This window comes from Vallitalea pronyensis, from assembly GCF_018141445.1.
GTDB lineage: Bacteria > Bacillota > Clostridia > Lachnospirales > Vallitaleaceae > Vallitalea > Vallitalea pronyensis.
Map to the genome: position 1 here is coordinate 4677935 of NZ_CP058649.1, position 23678 is coordinate 4701612.

Consider the following 23678-nt stretch of genomic DNA (forward strand, 5'->3'; position numbering starts at 1 on the left):
TCCCTATGATACACCCGATAAACCTTACCATCTATGGCCATTAAGTCTACTAGCCAGATAAAACAGGCAAACTAACCTTTGACACCTGATAATGCAATACCCTCAATAAACTGACGTTGAGCAATAATGTATACAATAATAATCGGTATTAGTGCCAACGTAGCACCAGCCATTTGGATTGCAAAATTATCAGCGTATTCTGCTTTAAACGTAGCAATGCCAACGGCTAGCAGTTGTCTTGCATTATCATTAATATAGATCAATGGTCCAAAATAAGCATTCCATCCCCATGTGAATGATAAGACTGTTAAAGCTGTTAGTGAAGGCTTAGCCAAAGGTAATACAACTTTAAAAAATGTACCATACGCATTGCTTCCGTCAATTTTTGATGCTTCAATAAGGTCGTTAGGAATGGACATAAAAAACTGCCGCATTAAAAAAATTGAAAAAGCATTATAAGCCCAGGGCATGGTCACTGTCAAATGGGAATTAATCCATCCAAAGCTTTTAAACATCATAAACTGCGGAATGATACGTACCTGTATAGGAATCATCATGGTCGAAATAAAAAGGAAAAAGATAATGTCTTTACCTTTGAAATTTAATTTTGCAAAAGCATAGCCTGACATAGCACTTATACTCAAAACAAGAAACACGACGACTATGGTGGTTTTAGCCGTATTGAGATACCATGCAGCATAAGGAAACTCTGTGATAGCTGTTATATAGTTTTGAGGATTAAAGTATGAAGGAATCCACTCCATGGGCATTTTAAAAACGTCACTTTCATACTTAAACGATGATGAAACCATCCATAATACAGGTAGAATCATCGCTATACCAATTAGGAAAAGAATAATAGATATACTGGTTTTACGCATTGTGAATCGCATTGATTGATACCTCCTCTAATAATTGACCCATTTTTTTTGTCCAAGCCATTGAAGACCTGTTATGCAAATAACAACAAAGAAAAATACCCAAGATACAGCTGATGCATATCCCATAATGAACCGTTTAAATGCTGTATCATAGATATGATACACAACGGTTACGGTAGAGGTACCTGGTCCACCTTGAGTCATCACGTTAATCTCTGCAAATACTTGAAAAGATGCAATAACAGATGTTACGGCCAAGAAGAATGTTGTCGGTGAAACAAGAGGTACTGTAATATGTCGAAACTGTTGATATTTATTAGCACCGTCTATGGACGCTGCTTCATAATAACTTCTTGATATACCCTGTAGACCAGCTAAGAAAATCACCACACAATAGCCCATATTCTTCCATATCCAAAATAAAGCTACCGTTGGCAGGGCCCACTTGACACTGGCTATCCAACCTGGGGGATCAGCTATACCAACTAGTTTTAATAGGCCGTTAACAGGTCCAAATTCTGGATGAAAGAGGGCAGAGAATACAACTGCCGCAGCTGTTATGGTGGCTATATAAGGCATGAAATACATGGCTCTTATCATACCACGCCCATATATTTTTTGATTGAGTAGTGCTGCTAGAAGTAGTGAAATGATAAGAAGCAAGGGGACTGCCATTACCATGAATTTTAGATTGTTCATAATGGCAGCTCTAAAATACTCATTCTCAAATACAGCTTTATAATTTTCAAGGCCAACGAAGGTTGAACCCGATAACCCTTTAAACATGTTCCAATCCATAACACTTAAAAAAAGGGAATGGAGAAGCGGGTATGCCATAAAGAGACCAAAACCAATAATGGATGGTAGGATAAAGGAATATCCTACTGCATTTTCTTTTATATGTTTCATTCTATTTCGTTTAACCATATCACGATTCCTTTCAAAAATAACGTGTACTCATAAAGCACACGTTATAAAAACTTGCTTGTTTATTGCTATTTCACAAGAATTTTATCCATTCTTTCCTTTATATTTTTTATGGTTGTTTCTAAGTCTTGCTCTTTAACAAAGTATTTCTCAGATTCTTCTTTAATCACTTGGTCATAGTCTACATTGTTCTTTCCCATGATCTTTTCTACAGCAAAAACAGTATCTGGATTAGCAAATGTTTTTTTAAGTAAATCAATGGTAATCTGATCTTCCACTAATATTTCTTCCGCTTTAACATAGAGATTGGGTGATTCCTCTAACTTGTAAGACGCAGGGTCAGAGATGGCATGTTTGGCACCAAGTCTCGCCAGTTCTATGGCTACTTTCATGGCTTCTTCTGGATGGGTGGAAGTCACTGGAATGCCGTAACCTCTTGTATCTCCCCATGTTTTAGGCACTGTTCCTGCATCAACTGGCATAGGTGCTATACCCAGTTTCCAATCTCTTGGATAGGTCTCTTTATCCATGGACCAGTTCAAGACCCATGAACCAGAAACCATCATACCATATTGTCCGTTCATAAAAGCTTGGGGTGACGTTTTTGAAACCACCATATCCGCATGGGTGGGTATACTTTTATCCACATGCATCATCTTATATGTTCTTTCCAGAGCTTTTGCAAATATAGGTTCCTCGATATTGGATAAACCTTCAGGGTCATAGAATTTATCACCGCCGCCAAGAGCCATAATAGCCTCACCATACCAGAAAATTGGCCATAACATATGTAATGCACCATACGTTTTATTAGAGCTTTCTCCCATGGTTAACTTTGCTGCAAGGGCAGCATATTCATCCCAGGTCATGGGTACATCTGTATCTGGATAGTCCATGCCAGCTTTATCAAAAACAGCTTTATTATAGTAGAGTACCCATGATGATCTTCTCTGTGGCACAATAAATATGTCGTCGCCTATTTTCGCATTTGCAGCATGAGAACCAAAGGCTTCTTCAAAATCAATACCCATTTTATCTGCCAAATCATCCATGGGTATGATTGTTCCTGCTTCTGCATACCTTGTACGGTTAATGGAATTAAAGACGCCAATAATATCCATTTGCTCTCCACTGGCCACGGCAATGGGCATCTTAGTATCATAATCCGCATCATCTTCCAGAATCACAAACTCCATATGGCTGAATTCCTCCAATGTTTGAATCTCATCAAGAGCTGCCACAACACTTGGGTCGCTTAAAAAACCCCCAAGGTTAAGAACCATTTTAATAGGTTCTTTTTTTTCTGGCTTATTATTATTTTCGGATTGACTTACCTCATTGTCTTTATCCTTTGCAGGTGATGATTCTTGTGTTTGACTACAACCTGCAATTGTCCCCAACATAACGGTTAAAGCTAACATGAAAGCAATCATTTTTTTCATTTTTTTTCTCCTTTTTGTCCTATTATTGTTATAACCATGTCATCTAGCAGATAACAATAACAGTATACCTATTCTTCCCAAGAAAACACATGCAGAAATGTAAGAATTCATAAACGAAAAAATAGTCCTTTTATACTTGAAAAGTACATAAAATATTTTTGTGCACTTCCTCATGGCAGCATGCCTGAATCATTCCTATATTGACTAGGGGTTACACCTGTTTTTTGCTTAAAAAGCCGACTGAAATAATGTTCATTATCATAGCCAATATGGTCAGCTATCTCCACAATATGAAGATTGGTTTCTTTCAATAATACCTTTGCTCGATTTATTTTTAAGCCGATTAAATACTCTTTTATGGTCTCCCCTGTTTCTTTTTTAAACAGCATACTCAGGTACGCACTGGTTACACCAAACCTTTCTTGAAAGTCTTTAATCACAATCGTTTCTTTATAATGTGCCATTAAATATTTTTTCACAGATCGCACAAGGTGATTATCATCCATATCTAAAAAAGTCTCCGCAAGTTTGTCCTTTAACTTAACTAAAAATGCGATAAAGTGCTTTTTCCTTTTAAATCCTTCGTTTATTAACCTTTGCTCTTCTTCACCATTCCAAAACTCATCCTTTATAAAACCATAATGACTCATGTATTTATTGAAAATATAGATAATAGAAGACGTCACATGTCGAACTTGGCTGAGTTCCATGTATTTGGTTTTGGAGATAAACATGATTAAATCGTTAAATACTTCTTCAAATCTCTCTCTATTTAAAGCTTGAAGTGTGCTTTCAATTTGACGAATATACGATTGAAAGGACTGATAATCTACATAATTACGATTCATCAGTATTTGCTCATAATAAACAACACCATCTTCATTTGCATAACTCTTCAGACTATATGCTTGGCATACTTCAAGATAGGCCAAGGATATATCATCTGTCTTTTTGTGAAACTGGCTGACAAAAATCTGTATATCTTGATTAAAATATTGTTTCATAATGTAATGAATACGCTGAGAGAGTCTCTGAATAGCTTGTATAAGTTCTGCTGTGCTTTTTCCTTTAAAATTACATAGTATACTCAACTCATCATAAGCTGTATCCGTTACATAGGTATATTTACTATCTTTTAAAGCGCTTTCAATGACTTGACGCATCCTGTCATCCCCTAAAAGCCCTTCCATGTTATCCACTTTAAACATCATCACACTGTAGTTTTCATAAGGCAGAATAAGACGATACTGATTTAATTCTTTTGAACATGTCTCTTTAACATGCCTTCTTCCATATAACAGTTGTTTTAGAAACTCCTTTTTTGCATTAATCAAAACTCCTTTTTCATAGACCCTACTGTTTTCATTCCTTTTTTTACGCCCAATGACTTCTTTTGCTTTATGTAATAAAGCAACAAGCTTTTCTTTTTCCATATCCAATTTCAACACATAATCCATGGCACCTAATTTCAATGCTTCACGAACATAAGCATAGTCATCAAATGCACTCAATACGATGAACTCACAGTCAAATCCTTCTTTTATCACTTGCTGAATCAATTGAATGCCTGACATGACGGGCATTTTTATATCTGTAATGATCAGGTCAATATCCCCATTTCTGATAAGGTTAATGGCTTCCCTACCATTTGCCACATGGTCAATGAGGTTAAAACCATGCTGTGACCAGTCAATAAGATTGACGATACCAAGACGTGATAATATTTCGTCATCAACTACTATAACATTAAGCATCTTCGACCTCCCTCATAGGGTCATCTAAGGACCATGGCATTTTAACCGTAAATGTTGTTCCTTTATGGATTTCACTTTTTACCAAGAGATGATATGTTTCTCCATAAAGCAGTAATAAACGGTCATTGACATTTTTGATACCAATATTGTTCAAGCCCTCTTTATGTGCAGCATGCATACCCTGTTCTAACATATGCTGTAATCTATCCTCATGGATACCAACGCCGTCATCCGATATATCTATGAACAAATCCCCTTCTTTGCGATAACTCTTAATGGTGACAATCCCTTGTCCCTCTTTTGGTGCGATACCATGGAAGATAGCATTTTCAACAAGGGGTTGTAGAATATACTTGGGAATTAAAGCTCTCATATGTTCTTCCTCCACATCATATACCATATGAAATTTCCCATTGTACCTTGCTTGTAAAATGATGGCAAAAGCCTGTATCACATCCATCTCATTAGCTAAGGTAACCATCTGGTCTGAATTACTGGTTTTCTTAAGGAGAACCCATAAAGCATCCACCATTTTGATGATGTTTTCTGCTTTTTGTATGGATGCTAACCATTTTAGTGTGTTTAATGAGTTATACATAAAATGAGGATTAATCTGAGCTTGCAATGCCTTGTATTCGGCATAATTCATTGCTTTTGTATGAGCAATTTCTCGTTCAAGATGATCTTGAATACGGATTGTCATCATATTAAATCGTTGGGTTAACTCGCCAATTTCATCACCGCTTATATGATTAACACTCACATTAAAGTCTCCCTCTGTGACGTCACTGACCGCATGAATGAGTTTCTTAATGGGCTTAACAAATTTCGATGACATGATGATAATAACGCCAACGGCTAATAGAAGACTTATACCTGTCATGATGATAATTCTTCTGATGATCTCACTACTATCATCAACAATGTAGCTTTCTGGTGTTTCACTCGTTACTTTCCAAGGATAACTGGTCAACATACCCTCCACTTTGATGACCTCTGCTGACTCTTTACTCAATACGGAGCCAATTTCTAAGGCTTCATCACTGTACAATACTCTATTTTTATCATCTACCAAATTGAGTTTGGTATCTGTCAGTAATCGCTCTCGACCAAAGATTTTGCTAAAATAATCGGCATCCAATTCAAAATACATTTTGCCTAGTAGGTTACCGTTAAAATCGAGTAATAACCGAATAAAGTAAAGGACTTCATCCGTTTGTTCCAAACGATTTAAGCTCTTTCCCACACCCATATATTTTAATTGTCCAGGTTCAATGGTTAGCCCTTTAAATAATTGATTCATTTTATTCTGTTGAAAATACGTTTTATCCACACTATACCAAAATTTTTCTCCATTAACCCCTTCAATGTAAATAAGGCTGGTGGCATCAAATGCTTCGTCAACGCTTAATGAAAAGAAAAGATTGGTTACCATGAGATCATCTTTCATTCTTTGGTAAGTCTCATCCTCGTTGTATAGGGTCCCAATACGGTGATGGAGAGGTTCATAGAAGCCAATAAAACTATAGGTGGTTGATAATTGCTGCATTTCTCGATCTGTCATTTCCAATAAGTAATCCAGATTTTCTTTTGTCAGCTCTTTATACTTGTTGATGATAATGGACTTTGAAATAAAGTAAGAACTAAAACTTAGAGCAATAGAAAGGATAAAAAACAGTGTGAAAAAGGCTAAACAATATTTACTTTGCAATTTCATGGATACACCTCCTACACACCATTATAATCGATATACCTTTAGTATCCAATTTTCATAACTTTCATTTTAGCATATAGCACGAAGGGAATGAATGCAGTAAATGATGAATTACTTCCTATTTATACACTATAAAAACCAGTGCATCCGACGGAATCACTGGCTCCTTTAATAAGGTATTTGTTATAACTGATGGGATTTAAATATTCCTTCTAACTCATCATTGTCTAAAGTATCCATAACAGATACGCTGACATCTTCCTTTGTCATATGTTGCTTGTCTAAGTATTCTTCTAATAATGATCTGCCTTTATCATCATTATATACCGTGCACAGTACATTTCCTTTCTTGTCACTAACAAATATATAATTTTCATTAATCAGTAAATCTTCTAGACCACTTGTAATGGTATTAAAATTAATTAAGAGATTGTCAATAAGGTTCAAATCGTCACATCCTTAGATTTCTATACATATATTGATTCTCACAACATGATGTTCTATAGATAGGATGTGTTATCTCACATAAAAATATTCTTTTTATCCACATGAAGCACCTGAAAAATCTAACGTTTCTCACATCTTCTATTCCAAATATAGCCTAAACCCCGAACAGTCTTAATCACACTGGGTTGTGCGGGGTTGTCTTCAATCTTTGAACGTATGCGTTTCATGTTAACGGCAATGGCATTCTCATCCACATAATTCTCATCCATGTCCCAAACAAAATGGAGGATTTGTTCCTTCGTCACAATAGTCTGGGCATGGTTCATGAGTAATTTTAATAATTTATATTCTGTGATGGATATCGGTATGTGTACATTATCTTTGGTTAACCGTATTTCATTAAGCCAAAAACAGATATTACCAGATGTCAGCGTGGCATAATCCTTTTTGTCCAATCGCCTAAAAATGGCATTCATCCGTGATATAAGGATACTCAATTGAAAAGGCTTGGTGATGTAATCATCGCCACCCATATCAAGCCCTGTTACCACATTAATCTCTTCACTAAGACCACTTAGAAAGATAATGGGCAGGTCACTCTTGTGTCTAATATATTGGCAGATTTCATACCCTGTACCGTCAGGTAAATCAATATCTAAGATAGCCATATCGTAGACATGGTGTGTAATGGCTTCTTTTGCTGAAGCCACATCTCTACATATTGTTACAAGGTATTTGTTACTCTTTAAAGCCACTTCCATGCCGTAGGCTAACGCTTTATCATCTTCTACCAATAATATTTTTTTCATCCTCATATAACCTCATTCCATTAATTATACCCTATCATCCATCTTTCACTTGAACGATGGTCATATACTCGCCTTACTTGATGATAGCATTACTCACCATTCCAATCAATAGTATCTGGAGAATTCATCTGGTTATTCAAAACTATGACTTCCCTCATACCCTGATTATTACCAGTATATCACACGTATCTGACAGTAGCATGACAGCCAAGATGACAGTTTTGTCATTATGCTTGATTTAGGTTACATCATAAAAGGTACAATATGAAACAGTAACTAACATACGTAACAAAAGATTAATCTAACGCAATCTCCTTTAAGTTAGATTAATCTTCTATTTTTCTTAAACCCTAAAAAATATTTTTATTAACACCATATAAATCATGATAATGATAACAGCAAAAGGCAGTACCGTGGTCAATGCAGCTATAATGATAGCTGTCGTATCGCCTTTTTCTAATTTTACACCATTTAGATAGCGTTCTTTGTTTTTATGGGACTGTTTAACATCCGTTAGTCCTCTTTTCATTTATCCGATTTCAGCTCCTTTATAATGACATGCTACAAATCTTCCTTTTGATATTTCTTCCCACTGAGGTGTCTCTTTGGCACATTTTTCTGTTGCGATAGGACAACGGGTATGAAATTTACACCCTGATGGTGGTGTTACATTGGATGGAATGTCACCTTCAAGAACAATCTTCTTTTTATTTTTTATAATATCAAGATCTGTTACTGGAATAGCCGATAATAAGGATTTGGTATAGGGATGCTGTGGGTCGTTGTATATCTCATCTTTTGAAGCCAGTTCCACAAAATCACCTAAATACATGACACATATGCGGTCACTAATATGTTTAACCACACTCAGGTCATGGGATATAAACAGGTAGGCCATACCGTATTCTTTCTGAAGGTCATCTAACAGATTAATAATCTGAGATTGAATGGAAACATCAAGAGCGGATACGGCTTCGTCACATACGATGAACTTTGGTTTTACGGCTAAAGCACGAGCAATACCTATTCTCTGACGCTGACCACCAGAAAATTCATGAGGATATCGGTGAATCATATAGTGATCAAGGCCACAAGTTGCCATAATGTCCATCACATATTTTTCTAGTGCTTCTGATTTCTTCTTATACATACCATGTGCTACTAATGCTTCGCCAATAATTTGCCCCACCGTCATTCTTGGGTTAAGGGATGAGTACGGGTCTTGGAATATAAGTTGCATCTCTTTTCTAAGAGGTTTCATCTTCTTTACAGACCAATGGGTAATATCCATGTCTTTATATTTAATGGTACCATCTGTGGGTTTGTATAACTTAAGAATCGCTCGACCTATGGTGGATTTCCCACATCCTGATTCCCCCACTAGTCCTAAAGTTTCTCCTTCGTATATTTGTAAATTAACCCCGTCAACTGCTCTTACAGATAGAAGCTTATGCTGCTTATCTCTCTTCTCCGTAGCAAAATAGATTTTCAAACCTTGGGTTTCTACGATTATCTTATTCTTCATCTTACCTTCCTCATTTCTGGATAGAAACATCTGACATGATGACCTTCTTCCACCCGAATTAATTCTGGCATTTCCATGTGACATTTTTGTGTGGCATGCTTACAACGAGGTGCAAATCGACACCCTTTAGGTAAATTGAGAGGATGAGGTACACTACCTTCTATTTGATCCAATCTATCCACATTTTCCTCAAGCTTTGGTATGGAGTTTAATAACCCACCTGTATAGGGATGTTCATAGTTTTTTTTACCAAATATCTTCTGAACAGATGCTCTTTCCACAACCTGCCCACAATACATCACCACCACATCATCGGCTAATTCAGCAATCACACCTAGATCATGGGTGATAAACATAATGGCCGTATTCAGCGCTGCTTTTAGATTATTCATCAACTTAAAAATCTGGGCTTGAATAGTGACATCAAGGGCAGTAGTGGGCTCATCAGCAATCAGCAGCTTAGGCTTACATGCAAGTGCCATGGCAATCATAACACGTTGCCGCATGCCCCCTGAAAATTCATGAGGATAATTATTGATGACTCTTTCTGGCATAGGAATCTGGACTTCTTTTAATAAATCAATGGCTTTTTTCCATGCCTCGTCTTTTGATAACTTCTGATGCAGCATAAGGGGTTCACACAATTGTTTACCAATGCGCAGTACAGGATTAAGGGATGTCATGGGTTCTTGAAAAATCATGGAAATCTTATTGCCTCGTATACTTCTCATCTGATGTATACTTGCCTTAACTAAGTCTTGCCCCCCAAAAATAATGTCCCCCTCAACAATCTCTCCTGGGCTCTCTAATAGATTCAGAATACTTAAAGCTGTAACAGACTTACCACTGCCTGATTCGCCAACGATACCAAGGGTTTTGCCCTCCTCTATGGAAAAATCCACACCATTAACAGCTTTTATGGTGCCTTTATCCGTAAAAAAATACGTGGATAGGTTATTTACTTCCAGTACGTTTGCCACCATTTGCACCTCCGAATCTTTTTGCTATAAAACTACCAAATAACCATGAAAATAGGCTCCTTCGTTTAATGATATCTGACTTAGGGTCAACAGCATCCCGCAGCCCTTCCCCAATAAGATTCACACTCATCACCATCATACTTAACAAGGCCCCTGGAAATACCCACAACCACCAATAATTTTTCATTACGGTTGATGTGGCTGAACGTTGCAGTAACCCGCCCCAAGTAGCAACTGGCTCTGTAACAGAAAGTCCTAAGTAAGATAAACCTGCCTCTGACATAATGGCTCCTGCAAACCCAATGGTGGCAGAAACAATCACATAGGCAATAACATTGGGAATCAAGTGCTTGGTAATCTGACTGAAGGTGGATATGCCCATGACACGAGTTGCTGTCATAAACTCTTGCTCTTTGAGGGATAAAATCTGTCCCCTTACCATTCTTGCTAATCCTGGCCAGCGTAAAATACCAATGATGAAAATCATAATGAATAGCCTAACCTTAGCTGGATAATCTGAGAATATGGCTGATATAGCAATGGCTATAGCTAAAAATGGAAATGAAATGACGATTTCAGCGATTCGCATTAATACAAGATCAATATAACCTCCAAAATAACCGGATATAGCACCTATGACAACACCAATACCAATGGTCAATAAAGTGGCTAGTACCGCAACTTGAAGTGCAATATAACCACCTGTAATCACACGATAAAAATAATCACGTCCGTACTTATCTGTGCCAAACCAATTGTCACTGCTGGGTGGTTCATATTTACCTCCGGAAATATTGGATAAATCCGCAAAATCGTAATGAATAAGGCGTGTATATAGCGTCGTTAATAAAACAATAACAACAATGGCAATAAAAATCCAAAAGCCAATCATGGCCATACGATTTGCTCTAAACTTCATCATGATTAGTCGAGTAGGAGAAATGATTTTTTCATGGGACTTCATGCTATCTTTTGCCATTATTTTTTCCCTCCTTCTCTCACACGTGGATCAACCAATGAGTAGCCCACATCTTGCATCAGATTGCCTATTAAGGTAAGTAAAGCCATAAAGACCAATGCAATGACCAAGACACTCCTGTCCTTAAAATCATATGCCTGCCTCATGAGATTACCAATCCCAGGCCATACAAAGATATTCTCAACAATGATAGAGCCTCCAAATAATCCTGGAATCCAGAAACCAATTAATGTGACGATGGGGATAAGGGCATTTCTGAATGCATGTCTATAAATTACAACCTTTTCATTAAGCCCTTTTGCCCTTGCCGTTCGAATATAATCTTGCTTTAATACTTCCAACATGGAATTACGCACATACTTAATAAGGGGAGCAAGAGAACCTAGTGTCACCACCATGATGGGTAAGATATAGTACTGATAGGTTGGTCTTATACCCATAGGGTCTACCATCCCTGATAAAGGTAATAAACGTAAAATAATTGCAAATATAAAAATAAGCAGCATAGCTATAAAAAAATGAGGCAGGGATATGCCTAATATGGAAAAGATGGTCCAACCTTTATCAAACCATGAATTTTTCTTAACAGCAGACTTAATACCGATATAAATGGATATACTGAATGCTAATACAAAACTAAATATATTGACCTTAAATGAATTAAAAAAGTACCTGCCAATAAAATCTTTTACAGGTCTATTCTTAATGACAGAATAGCCTAATTCACCTCTTAATAATTGCCCCCACCATCTACCAAATCGTATAATAAAAGGATCGTCAAGACCAAGCTTTTCAATGAAAAATTCTCTTTTTTTAATGACTTCTTCAGCAGTACCTGTTAACTCTTCTGGATTCAAAAAAGCATTTAAAGGGTCACCAGGCATAAATTCAATGATGGTAAAGATAATCAGGGAGATAATGAGGATGACGGGTATAATAAGTACTAGTCTCTTAGCAATATACTTAACTAGTTTTCTATACTTTTCATAGAGGGAAGGTTTTTTATACAATGTATCATGATTCATAACCTTGTTTTCCAATTTTATACCATCCTTTTCTAAAAGCCCCTATCAAACTTACTTATTAAGAAGATAGGGACTTTATCAAAATATAAATCTTATGATACGCTACAACTTATTCCACGGTACAATATACAATGGCTTTTGCCCATTCCCACAAAGCACTGGTTTTGAACTCTTTTAATCTTGGATTATAAAGATCATGGTAATCATTGGAATATAGAGGTAATATAGGCATATAATCATTCATTAATTTCACCCATTCTCTATAAGCTTCTTTGTATACATCATCATTTTCGGCTAACCGCATAGTGATGAGCAATTCATCGTTTTTATCATTTATAAAGCGAGAGTTATTGGTACTTGTAGCACTTCCCCATGGCTCTTGAACTTTATCCGAATGCCAGTTGACATAACCATCAAATACAATGGTCAAACCTGTTGCCAAAGCAAACATATGGTATTTTCTTTCATTAACATCGGTAATTTCTTTACCATAGTAGTGATTAAGAAGGATGGAGAAATCAATAACGGATACATTGAACTTAATACCAAACTCCTCACCTGTCTTACCAAGGGTTAGATTGAGTGTATCTGCCCAGCTTTGACCTGGTGCTAATAACTCTATTTCAAGTACTTCATCATCTTTCGCCCATATACCATCTGCATTTTTCGCCCAGCCTGCTCCAGATAACAGCTCATCTACTTTATCTTTATTTGCTGTATATTTAGTCAGATTATCATCTACCCAGTCTTCATCAATCATCCAATAGTTGGTGGAATATGGTCCATCGGTACTCATAGCATATTTACCAAGGAAAGCTTCTCTAAACACGCCTCTGTCAATGGTATAAGCAATGGCTTGACGCACTTCCTTATGCCTTACAGGACCATAATCATTATGGAAAGTGAGGTGGCCATAACCATGTCTTGGATAATTAGAGAATTTATAACCATCTGCTTTAGCCGCATCAATTTTCTCTGCCTCTACAACGCCAGGTAAAATATCAATATTACCTGTTAGTAACTCGTCAATATCTGTTTCATCGGATACAACTTTCACAATGATATCTTTAATCATGGGCTTCTGACCTCTGAAATCCCCTGGGAACTTGTCATTAATCGTTAGCTTAACAAATTGATTTTCTACAAATTCCACAAGTTTATAGGGTCCTGAACCAATGGGATTACTGAATACGGTATCTTTTACATGTTGTTGAACAGACTTATCTTCTGGCTTATCTTTCATCGCCCAAGCCTTACTCATAATGTTATAAGTAAACACCGAACTATCTGTCGTATAGAATTTCTCTTTTACCTTAAATTTAATGGTTAAGTCATCCATTTTCTCTACACTTTCCAAATACTCATTAATGGACGAAGAGCCTCCTGCTCCAAGTAAGTTATCTTGGTCTAGGAAAAATTCATAGGTAAACAGTACATCATCTGCTGTCAGGGGTGCTCCATCAGAGAAGACAATATCTGATTTTAATGTAAACGTATGCTCTAAACCATCTTCGCTCATATCTCTTGAATCCGTCATATAGTTGAGTAAGAATTTACCACCTTCATCAGCCGTTAGCAAACCACCGCCAAATATAAGTGTACGTATATTTTTGTCATAACTACTATTCCCCCATCCTTCAATGAATTCGCCATTGAAGTTGGGGTTACCAATCATGATGTGACCAGAAGGCTCTGCTGGTTCTGGTTCTGGCTCTGGCTCTTTTTCGTCCTCCTCATTCTCTTTTTCAGATGGTTCATCCGCAACAACAGGGTCATTATCTGGCTCTGGGTCTTTTGCCTTTTTGTTACATGCTACAATGGTAAAGGCAAGGATGAATACTAAAAAAAGTGATACTATTTTTTTCATTTTCATTTCCCCTTTTTTTGTATTATTTTAAAGGGATAAACAGACCATTCTGTTTACCACTTTTAAAATCCTTAAGTCTCGTATGAAAGCGAAACATGCTAGAGGCTGAAATGTATTAATCTAAGTACACGTGTTTCCCGCAACTTGTCAATTATCTTTTGATCACCATACCACTGTATATTGTGACTGATGTCCTCCTGTATGTCCATTTCTATGACACCCTGTAGACATAAAGAGTCAACTTCAACGTCATACACCTTAACCAAGTTCTAATTTCCATATATGTTAACACTATGTGATAAGTCATCATATTATGATTAAATTCATGCCAATGGTTGATTTAACTGGGTAATTGCAGCTTCTTATTAATAATATTATCCTGATAAGCAGAATGAGATAATTATAATAAGTCAACAATAAAAGGGTTAGTAAAGTTTTGTAAAATACATTATAGAAATACATGCTAAATTCAAGGTCTTTTCTTAAGGCAAACAAAAAGCACCAGAAATCCTTCATGGATTTTCTGGTGCCTATAATCATGTATTTGGCATATGCTTAGCTTGGATTAAATCATATTTTACGAAAAACACAATGACCTTAATCAAACTTGATATCCTGAATCATACCTACTAATTCAGCATTATGGGTGTATATGGTGTAAGACAATCCAATTTTCGCCTCCTGGCCACCGCAAGTCATATATGGGCCACTTACACTTACTTTGCACTTCATACCAATGGTTATGTTCTTCTTTGTTGGGTCTTTTGCAGCGGTTAATTCCCCATCCTTAGCCTCTGCTATCATATCTGCATCGGTCACTTCAATAGCCTCAATCACATCCTTTTGACGACTATTCTCACCAATTACCACATCACCTACAGCTAAAGCTTGTACATGATTGGGTTCTAAATTATTCACTTGTATAACCATGTATGCGTCTTTTTTCGTCGTATTCGCTCTAACAGCTATCATATCTTTTAACCAAAAGAACAACAAAACGCCTATTAGAACAATCACCATCAACATAAGGCGTTTACTCTTTGACTGCCTCTTTTCCATTTGTACGCTCCCTCCATCTTATCCCTTGAAAGTTAATGAACATTAAATCAAGTTTTCCCGATAGCTTTATTCAACATTCGTGCACATCTATTGGGCTGTTTCTAATTATAGCTAAAAACAAATCATATATCAACAATATTCACAAAGTTTTATTTCCTTATACATATCCCTTGTACATGGGTGTGAAATCAACTAAACAGTTTAAATGGTTAATAACCGTTCATTTTCTTTTAAAATCTCCGTTAAACCTTCTCCCCAATACTTCAGCTCTATGCCTAATCCTTCTAATGTTTCTGTTACACCTAGCTGGTCTGCACAAGCTTTACAAGCAGATACGTGAACACCTACATGAAGGGCTTGCTTAATCTTCTCTTGTATAAGCAGGTTTTCTGATACAAGCTTAGCTGTTGCCCCCCATATAATAATGGTAATGTCTTTCCAAAAATGATGCATCTTACCATTGATTGCATACATCATCACCATTTTATCCGAAGTTAATACATCTGCGTTGGTCCATAGTATATATAATTTATCAGGGTTATTCATCTTTTCATTACCTCCTAAAATCAATCATAAAATGTATGCCTCTATTTTACCATATCCATATGACATCCTTCTAGGACTAAAAAAAACTTTTTATATACTTTTACACATGTGTGTACAAAAAAATAAGGAGATAGATGATTAACTTACCTATCTCCTTCTAGCTATTACTTAACTAAACCTATTTTGTAAAATATTCAACGCCAGATTTAAAAATCATCTGATCTTTCTTACCCATAATATTCTTTGCCACATGACTACCAATCCGCTCGGAATGGCCCATTTTACCAAAAATACGACCATCTGGGCTGGTTATCCCTTCAATGGCATACATAGAACCATTGGGATTGAACGTGATATCCATGGTTGGGTTACCCTCAAAATTCACATATTGTGTTGCCACCTGTCCGTTATCAAATAGCTCCTTAGCAAGTTCTTCCCTTACAATAAAACGTCCTTCACCATGGGATACTGGAATGGCATGTACATCCCCCACTTGAACATTAGCTAACCAAGGTGACTTGTTGGACACAATTTTCGTATGTGCCATACAAGAGATATGTCGTCCTAAGGTATTGTAGGTTAAGGTTGGTGCTTCATGGGTTAATTGGCGAATATCCCCATAGGGTACAAGGCCTAATTTAACCAGCGCTTGGAAACCATTACAAATACCTAGCATCAATCCGTCACGCTCATAGAGCATCTTGAATACGGCTTCTTTAATAGAAGGATTGCGGAACACAGTAGCGATAAATTTACCAGAACCTTCTGGCTCATCCCCAGCACTAAAGCCACCTGGAATCATCACCATTTGACTATCTTCTATACGTTTTGTCATCTGGGTAATGGACCCCTTAATATCCTGAGATGTGAGATTTTTGAACACCAACATGTCCACACTTGCCCCTGCTCGTTCAAAAGCTTTCGCTGTATCGTATTCACAATTCGTCCCAGGGAATACAGGCATAAACACTTTAGGTTTAGCTGTTTTATGTTTACACACATAGACATGCTTGCTCTCATATACCTGTTGAAGGATGTCACCTTCCTCTTTTGTCTTGGTTGGGTATACCTTCTCTAACACATTTTCCCATACGTCAATCACTTCATCCAATGGAATACGTCTCATTTTATATTGAATCACTTGTTCACATTGGGTATGACCAACATGGATGTAATCGAGATTTTCTAATAACTTGCCATAATCAAGTGCGTGATCTATCTCTAACAGGATACTACCATATTGCTTCATATAAAGACGCTCTTCACCAATGGTTTCATTGATATGAACACCTATCTTATTCCCCATGGCCATCTTAGATATAGCTTCTACTAAACCTCCATCTGATACGGTATGGGCGGATAAAATCTTTCCATCTTGTATAAGCTCATGGATTCTTGTGTAATTCATCTTCAGCTGTTCAAAATCAGGTAAATTGTAAGCATCACGATGCAAGGGCAAGAAAATAAGTTGACTTCCTGCCTGCTTTAATTCTGGTGAAATAACATGATTCACATCCACTACATTCACCGCAAATGAAACCAAAGTAGGTGGTACATCAATATCACCAAATGTACCCGACATACTATCTTTCCCTCCAATAGATGGAATGCCTAATACATCTTGAACATGATATGCACCTAATAAAGCGCTAAAGGGTTCACCCCATCTACACTTATCTTTACCTAAGCGTTTAAAATATTCTTGGAATGTCAAACGTGTCTTACGGTAATCTCCACCAGTGGCTGCAACCTTCGCTAATGACTCTACCACTGCATAGACGGCACCATGGAATGGACTCCATGACATGAGATAAGGGTTATAACCGTAACTCATAATGGTACCTGTCGTTGTATCCCCTTTAAGTAATGGAAGCTTAGCCACCATGGACTCTGTTGGTGTTAATTGGTATTGGCCTCCAAAGGGCATGAAAACGCTGGATGCCCCAATGGAACTATCAAACTTCTCCACCAAGCCTTTTTGTGAACCCATCTCAAGCTCACCCATCTTACCTAACCACCGCTGTTCAAACGATTGCTCTTCTTTTTTATCCTGTATATTAAAATACGTATCCTGCATATCTGGCGCTAATACATGAATATCCGTTGTTGCCGTTGCACCATTGGTATCCAAGAAATCACGACTCACATTAACGATATCTTGGTCCCGCCACTTCATGACTAAGCGTTTCTCTTGAGTCACATGAGCCACCACCACGGCCTCTAGATTCTCTTCATGAGCAGCTTGTATGAATGCTTCAACATCCTTCGGGTCAAGAACGACAGCCATCCGCTCTTGTGACTCGGATATTGCCAGTTCTGTCCCATCTAGTCCTTCATATTTCTTAGGCACCAAATCAAGATTAATAATTAAACCATCTGCTAATTCCCCAATAGCTACGGATACACCACCTGCTCCAAAATCATTACACTTTTTAATCATCTGCCCCACATACTCATGACGGAAAAAACGTTGTATCTTTCGTTCAGTTGGCGGATTACCCTTCTGAACCTCTGCACCACATGTATGAATAGAATCCTCCGTATGCTCTTTAGAAGAACCTGTTGCACCTCCACAACCATCGCGACCTGTTCGTCCCCCAAGCAACACAATCATATCCCCTGGGTCTGATGTCTCTCTTATGACATTCTTCCTTGGAGCTGTAGCTATCACAGCACCAATTTCCATATGTTTCGCCACATAATTGGGATGATAGATTTCATGAACCATACCTGTAGCTAGTCCTATTTGATTACCATATGCACTATACCCATGTGAACTCTCCCTGGCTATTTTTAGCTGAGATAATTTCCCGGGTAATGTTTCGCTAAGACATGTCCTTGGATCAGCTGAACCTGTCACACGCATAGCCTGATACACATATGAACGCCCTGACAACGGGTCACGAATGGCCCCACCAAGACATGTTGCCGCTCCACCAAATGGTTCAATCTCTGTGGGATGATTATGGGTCTCATTCTTAAACATCACTAACCATTCTTCATCCTGCCCGTCCACATCTACATCTACCACAATACTACAAGCATTAATCTCTTCCGATACTTCAAGGTCATCTAACAGCCCATTAGCCCGACACTTACGCATAGCTAACAACGCAATATCCATCAAACACACATCTTTATCCTTATCCTTGTCACCCAATATGACAGAACGGTCTTCAAGATACTGCTCATACACTTTCCTCACTGGCTCATTATAATGACCATCATCAAAATCAACGTCTTGAATAGCCGTTAAAAAAGTCGTATGCCGACAATGATCTGACCAATAAGTATCCAAAACACGAATCTCCGTAATCGTAGGATTACGCTTCTCTTCTTTAGCAAAATACCCTTGGGTAAACAATAAATCCTCTTCACTCATGGCAAGGGAAAGGGTCTCCAATAACCCCCTAATCTCTTCCTTAGACATGGCTATAAAACCTTCCACAACGTCCACACTATCTGGCATATCTAAAGCCAATGCCAAACTTTCAGGCTTCTCAAGCAAAGCCTCACGGGAATCCACCGGATTAATACAATACTTCTTCACCCGATCAATATCCTCTTGCTTCAGATCACCTTTTAAAACCATCACCCTTGCCACACGAATAGTAGGCCGCATATCCCCATTCAAAATCTGAATACACTGAGCCGCCTGATCTGCCGTCTGATCATACTGTCCCGGTAAAAACTCCACCGCAAAAGCTACCTCATCTTCCCCCATAATCATCTCTTCTTCACTGACCTTATCCACCTGAGGCTCCGAAAAAATCGTATGCAATGCCTCATCATAAGCCTCATCCGTCACATGAGCCACATCATAACGATTAACAATCCGAACACCTTCCAACCTACCAAGACCCAACTGCTCTCTCAAATCCCCCAACAACTGCCTAGCCTGCACATCACACCCATCAACCTTCTCCACAAACACACGCCTAATGCTCTCCATCACACTGTACCTCCTAAGTCATATTATATTTATTATCCAATTACTCAACAATCCATGGTAACATTTCAAGATATATTATTCGAATAACCTACACACACATTACTAAATACCTGGTTATCCAACCTTCCTACCAACATACACCCTACACCACACAACCACCATATAGCCATCACATAGCCCAGTAGATGGGTATATGCATGTAAATGAGTGATTTTCAAATGGTTGTTAGTCCTTCTTAGTGAGCGAAAATACTTCTTACGTTAAGAACCTTAAGTGTCTGACTAGCAGGAGTTCTTAAGGTTTAGTAAGAAGTATTGTAGCGAACTTAGAAGGACTTCAATCATTTGACATGAACGAATTTACATGCATATACCCCTCTACGCCGTCTTACACTTATCTAAATACATAAAATCAAATATTTTCTTTACATCCCCATCATACCATGCTACCATTATTAAGTAAAATTAATAATACTAATACAATCCATAAGGAGTACTAATATATGAATATCAACTACGAACATTACAAAGTCTTCTACCACGTAGCCACCACCCTCAGCTTCTCCAAAGCCTCAACCAACCTCTATATCTCCCAGTCCGCCGTCAGCCAATCCATCAAAACCCTTGAAGAAAAACTCCAAACCACCCTCTTCCATAGAAGCACAAAAAAAGTGACTCTCACCCATGAAGGCACACTGCTCCTTCAACACATTGAACCAGCCATCCACCTGATCCACCACGGTGAAAATAACATTCTGGCTAACCGCTCTTTACAGCAAGGTAAAATACGTATCGGAGCCAGCGATACCATCTGCAAACATATACTCCTACCTTATTTCCAACAGTTTCACCAAGCCTACCCTGACATCCACCTTCAAGTCACCAACCGAACCTCCCTGAAATGTGTACAACTCCTCAAACAGGGTACCGTCGACTTTATCATCACCAACCTACCTAATGAACAGATTACCTCTACCATGACCATGGAACCTTTTTACACCTTTCAAGATATCTTCATAGCAGGTACGCGCTTTGACCACCTGCGGCATACAACATTATCACTAGAGGATATCTTAAACTACCCTCTCCTTATGCTGGAAAAAAACACAACCACAAGCCAATATGCAGAATCGATCTTTACAAAACATCACCTTAAGCTTCAGCCAGAAGTAGAGTTAACCAGCATCGACCTTTTGGTTGAATTGGCTAAAATCAATATCGGTATCTCCCTTGTCCCTGACTACTGCATTAAACATGAGCCTATGGAGCGGGTCTTTCCCCTTAAGCTCCATACACCATTTCCAAAACGTCAACTGGCCATGGTTACCCATAAAAATGTTCCTCTATCCGTAGCCTCTAAGACCTTTATGAATCATATCCAAAAAGGTAAATCTTAATATTTTAGAAGGAAATTAAGTCTTTATACAATCAACATAGACTTAATTCCCTTCATTAAGTATTTAACTATCAGTCAGCATGTTTAATGTTAAACTTGGTCTACTTCGTTACTTTATAAAATGTAACATGTTTATCATTATATGCGCCCTCTCCTTTAAGAAGCTGTGGGTAGGCGTCTATACGCCGAAAGCCTTCTGTTTTAAATATATCTTCGACATCTTGTGGGCTAAAATAGTGGTTCCAGAAGCGGTACAGCTTGTAGTCCCCCCTTTTATCTATCACAATATGCTCGTCAAGTAATGCCTTGTAATCTGGAAAATGTAGGCTGTTGGTTAAAAGCATATAAGGCTCAGGCTGCCAAAAAACACCTTCATCACATTCCCAGTGTTTTTGAAAAGACATATCTACAATACCTTCTTGATCCAATGCATCAAAAATAAAAATGCCACCAACCTTCAGTAAGTTGTAAACACGTTGAATCAGCTTTTTTCTGTCTTCTGGTATCAATACCCCAAAATCACAATAAATCATCATCACCATATCGTATTTTTCACGGGTATCCATTTCTATTTCAAGATAATCCCCACACATATAATCGATGGTCAAGTGATGTTCATTCGCATATTGCTTTGCATAGGCGATGCTATGTGCAGCGTAATCTACACCTGTGACAGTATAACCCTTTTTAGCTAATCGACTGGTATATAAACCCGGCCCGCATCCCAGGTCCAATATTGTACCAGTGCTTTGATTCAAGCATTCTACAATCCATTGGATGGTATGGTGAATGGCTTCTTCTGTTCGACTTGCAGCACCCATATCTGGGTTCAAGTGATAATGAAGTAACTGTTTAGATATATAAGGATCTGTCCACATGGTGTGGGTTCCTTTATCATAAGGTTTTACATCTTGTAATAGCTTCTTTATTGATTCAAATTTCATATGATTAATCTCCTTTTTTCTATTCATTTTAATGAAGTATCTTAAGTAGATGATGTATGCTAACCAAAAAATGCCCTAAAGTATCTTAATTTTACTCTAGGGCATTAAAAAAGTAGTCCTAGAGAAGATTGATTGTTAACGCATAATTAGGTTCACTAAAAAAAGTATGGTTTACATACCACTTAACTGTTATGTAACAGCTTTCCTAATCATGCAGTTAACAATTTTTATCTTCTCCAGACTACTTATGTTATGTGATTATCTATAACACTAAGGCGAACGGATAACATCCCACCATTTCTATTTCATCATTCTACTTAAGAAACATACACAAATAAGCATATCATATGAATGATAGTGTGTCAATTAAGCTTTTTCACTCTATTTGGTCACTTACTGATAAAAGAACCAACTACAACACAAGGTTCTTTCAAAAACCTTTTCCCTAATTAAAAGAACGATTATCCTTTTTAATACGTTTCACATATCTTTCTATATGAATGTAGAATAAATTGACCCGTTAATACTAAAAATACGTCTATAAATGGTTAAGGGTGATCAACATGTTAAAAGGTTACGTATTAATAACAGGTGGTAATAAAGGGATTGGATTAGCGCTTGCAAAAACATTTGCAAAAAATGGCCATCCATTAGTTTTAGTTGGTAAAGATGCATCGGCTCTCTATCGGGCAAGGGATATACTTAAAAACGATTATCATGTCCCCGTTTCCCTTATTCAGAGGGATTTAACTAAAAAAGAGAATGTTCAAGCTATCTATACATTATTACAACATAGAAAAATCCAAATTGACATATTGGTCAACAATGCTGGGTTTGGCACCTACGGGCCATTCATAGAAACAGACCTGGAAAAAGAGTTACAGTTAATTCAACTTAACATGCAATGTGTGACGCATATGACCAAACTTTTTTCAAAAGACATGGCAGCAAGAGGCTATGGAAAGATTTTGAATATAGCCTCTACTAGTGCTTTCCAACCAGGTCCTTATATGGCAGTCTACTTTGCTTCAAAAGCTTATGTCCTTCATTTCAGTGAAGCTCTTCATCATGAGTTTAATCGCTATGGTGTCACAGTGACAGCATTATGTCCCGGTCCTACCAAAACAGATTTTACTGAGCATGCAAAAGGTTCTGGTAAAGCTCGGATTTTCCAATCCATGCTCCCCGTAGAAAAGGTTGCTTACTTAGGTTATAAAGCGCTTATGAATAATCAGTCTTATAAAGTCGTTGGTTTTAAGAATAATCTACTAAGGCAACTTAATCGGTGTATGCCTAGAGGGCTAACTGTGGCTATCACTGGCATGTTGCTGTCAAAAGTGGACCACCCCATCTCAGAGCTTGTAAAGAAAGAATAACCACAATAAAGCGACTATGTCGCGCCTTGCAAAGCAAGTTGATTCTTTAAGAACGC

19 protein-coding genes are annotated in these 23678 nt (G+C 37.6%); 2 read left to right on the plus strand and 17 right to left on the minus strand.

Annotation, left to right across the window (positions count from 1 at the left end; genetic code table 11):
- Nucleotides 1-71: 71 nt before the first annotated feature.
- The 16 genes from HZI73_RS19420 to HZI73_RS19495 all read right to left on the minus strand — a co-directional run bounded on the left by HZI73_RS19420 (nucleotide 72) and on the right by HZI73_RS19495 (nucleotide 19907).
- The gene (locus tag HZI73_RS19420; RefSeq protein WP_212695023.1) at nucleotides 72-893 is read right to left on the minus strand and encodes a carbohydrate ABC transporter permease; all 822 of its coding nucleotides are present in this window, start codon (nucleotides 891-893) and stop codon (nucleotides 72-74) included.
- Nucleotides 894-908: 15 nt separating this feature from the next.
- Nucleotides 909-1808 (minus strand): carbohydrate ABC transporter permease, encoded by a 900-nt coding sequence (locus HZI73_RS19425; RefSeq protein ID WP_212695024.1) that lies wholly within the window; start codon nucleotides 1806-1808, stop codon nucleotides 909-911.
- Between the two features lie 68 nt (nucleotides 1809-1876).
- A complete protein-coding gene (locus HZI73_RS19430; RefSeq protein ID WP_212695025.1) occupies nucleotides 1877-3250 on the minus strand; it encodes an ABC transporter substrate-binding protein in 1374 nt (457 codons plus the stop codon).
- Nucleotides 3251-3420: 170 nt separating this feature from the next.
- A complete protein-coding gene (locus tag HZI73_RS19435; RefSeq protein WP_212695026.1) occupies nucleotides 3421-5004 on the minus strand; it encodes a response regulator in 1584 nt (527 codons plus the stop codon).
- The gene (locus HZI73_RS19440) at nucleotides 4997-6721 is read right to left on the minus strand and encodes a sensor histidine kinase (protein WP_212695027.1); all 1725 of its coding nucleotides are present in this window, start codon (nucleotides 6719-6721) and stop codon (nucleotides 4997-4999) included. The genes HZI73_RS19435 and HZI73_RS19440 overlap by 8 nt, the downstream gene beginning before the upstream one ends.
- Before the next feature lie 180 nt (nucleotides 6722-6901).
- On the minus strand, nucleotides 6902-7165 hold the full coding sequence (locus HZI73_RS19445) for a hypothetical protein (RefSeq protein WP_212695028.1): 264 nt from the start codon (nucleotides 7163-7165) through the stop codon (nucleotides 6902-6904).
- 119 nt (nucleotides 7166-7284) lie between these two features.
- On the minus strand, nucleotides 7285-7974 hold the full coding sequence (locus HZI73_RS19450) for a response regulator transcription factor (protein WP_212695029.1): 690 nt from the start codon (nucleotides 7972-7974) through the stop codon (nucleotides 7285-7287).
- Nucleotides 7975-8317: 343 nt separating this feature from the next.
- Complete coding sequence (locus tag HZI73_RS19455) at nucleotides 8318-8503, minus strand: hypothetical protein (RefSeq protein ID WP_212695030.1); 186 nt, start codon at nucleotides 8501-8503, stop codon at nucleotides 8318-8320.
- Entirely contained in the window at nucleotides 8504-9499 is a 996-nt protein-coding gene (locus HZI73_RS19460; protein WP_212695031.1) for an ABC transporter ATP-binding protein, read from the minus strand.
- Nucleotides 9496-10482: an ABC transporter ATP-binding protein gene (locus HZI73_RS19465; RefSeq protein WP_212695032.1), complete on the minus strand. Its 987-nt coding sequence runs from the start codon at nucleotides 10480-10482 to the stop codon at nucleotides 9496-9498. The genes HZI73_RS19460 and HZI73_RS19465 overlap by 4 nt, the downstream gene beginning before the upstream one ends.
- The gene (locus tag HZI73_RS19470) at nucleotides 10454-11458 is read right to left on the minus strand and encodes an ABC transporter permease (RefSeq protein ID WP_212695033.1); all 1005 of its coding nucleotides are present in this window, start codon (nucleotides 11456-11458) and stop codon (nucleotides 10454-10456) included. The genes HZI73_RS19465 and HZI73_RS19470 overlap by 29 nt, the downstream gene beginning before the upstream one ends.
- Nucleotides 11458-12498: an ABC transporter permease gene (locus tag HZI73_RS19475; RefSeq protein ID WP_212695034.1), complete on the minus strand. Its 1041-nt coding sequence runs from the start codon at nucleotides 12496-12498 to the stop codon at nucleotides 11458-11460. The genes HZI73_RS19470 and HZI73_RS19475 overlap by 1 nt, the downstream gene beginning before the upstream one ends.
- Before the next feature lie 94 nt (nucleotides 12499-12592).
- Nucleotides 12593-14350, minus strand: coding sequence for an ABC transporter substrate-binding protein (locus HZI73_RS19480; protein ID WP_212695035.1), 1758 nt, complete (start codon nucleotides 14348-14350; stop codon nucleotides 12593-12595).
- Nucleotides 14351-14947: 597 nt separating this feature from the next.
- Nucleotides 14948-15409 (minus strand): DUF4330 domain-containing protein, encoded by a 462-nt coding sequence (locus tag HZI73_RS19485; RefSeq protein WP_212695036.1) that lies wholly within the window; start codon nucleotides 15407-15409, stop codon nucleotides 14948-14950.
- 201 nt (nucleotides 15410-15610) lie between these two features.
- The gene (locus tag HZI73_RS19490) at nucleotides 15611-15955 is read right to left on the minus strand and encodes a DsrE family protein (protein ID WP_212695037.1); all 345 of its coding nucleotides are present in this window, start codon (nucleotides 15953-15955) and stop codon (nucleotides 15611-15613) included.
- A gap of 178 nt (nucleotides 15956-16133) precedes the next feature.
- Nucleotides 16134-19907, minus strand: coding sequence for a phosphoribosylformylglycinamidine synthase (locus HZI73_RS19495; protein ID WP_212698872.1), 3774 nt, complete (start codon nucleotides 19905-19907; stop codon nucleotides 16134-16136).
- Between the two features lie 502 nt (nucleotides 19908-20409).
- Between HZI73_RS19495 and HZI73_RS19500 the strand changes: the two genes are divergently transcribed.
- Nucleotides 20410-21303 carry a LysR family transcriptional regulator gene (locus tag HZI73_RS19500; RefSeq protein WP_212695038.1) on the plus strand — a complete coding sequence of 298 codons (894 nt, stop codon included), beginning with the start codon at nucleotides 20410-20412 and terminating at the stop codon, nucleotides 21301-21303.
- Nucleotides 21304-21403: 100 nt separating this feature from the next.
- On the opposite strand, the gene HZI73_RS19505 is transcribed toward HZI73_RS19500, so the two are convergent.
- Nucleotides 21404-22246 carry a class I SAM-dependent methyltransferase gene (locus HZI73_RS19505; protein WP_212695039.1) on the minus strand — a complete coding sequence of 281 codons (843 nt, stop codon included), beginning with the start codon at nucleotides 22244-22246 and terminating at the stop codon, nucleotides 21404-21406.
- 563 nt (nucleotides 22247-22809) lie between these two features.
- On the opposite strand from HZI73_RS19505, the gene HZI73_RS19510 reads away from it, so the two are divergent.
- Nucleotides 22810-23622: an SDR family NAD(P)-dependent oxidoreductase gene (locus HZI73_RS19510; RefSeq protein WP_212695040.1), complete on the plus strand. Its 813-nt coding sequence runs from the start codon at nucleotides 22810-22812 to the stop codon at nucleotides 23620-23622.
- Nucleotides 23623-23678 lie beyond the last annotated feature (56 nt).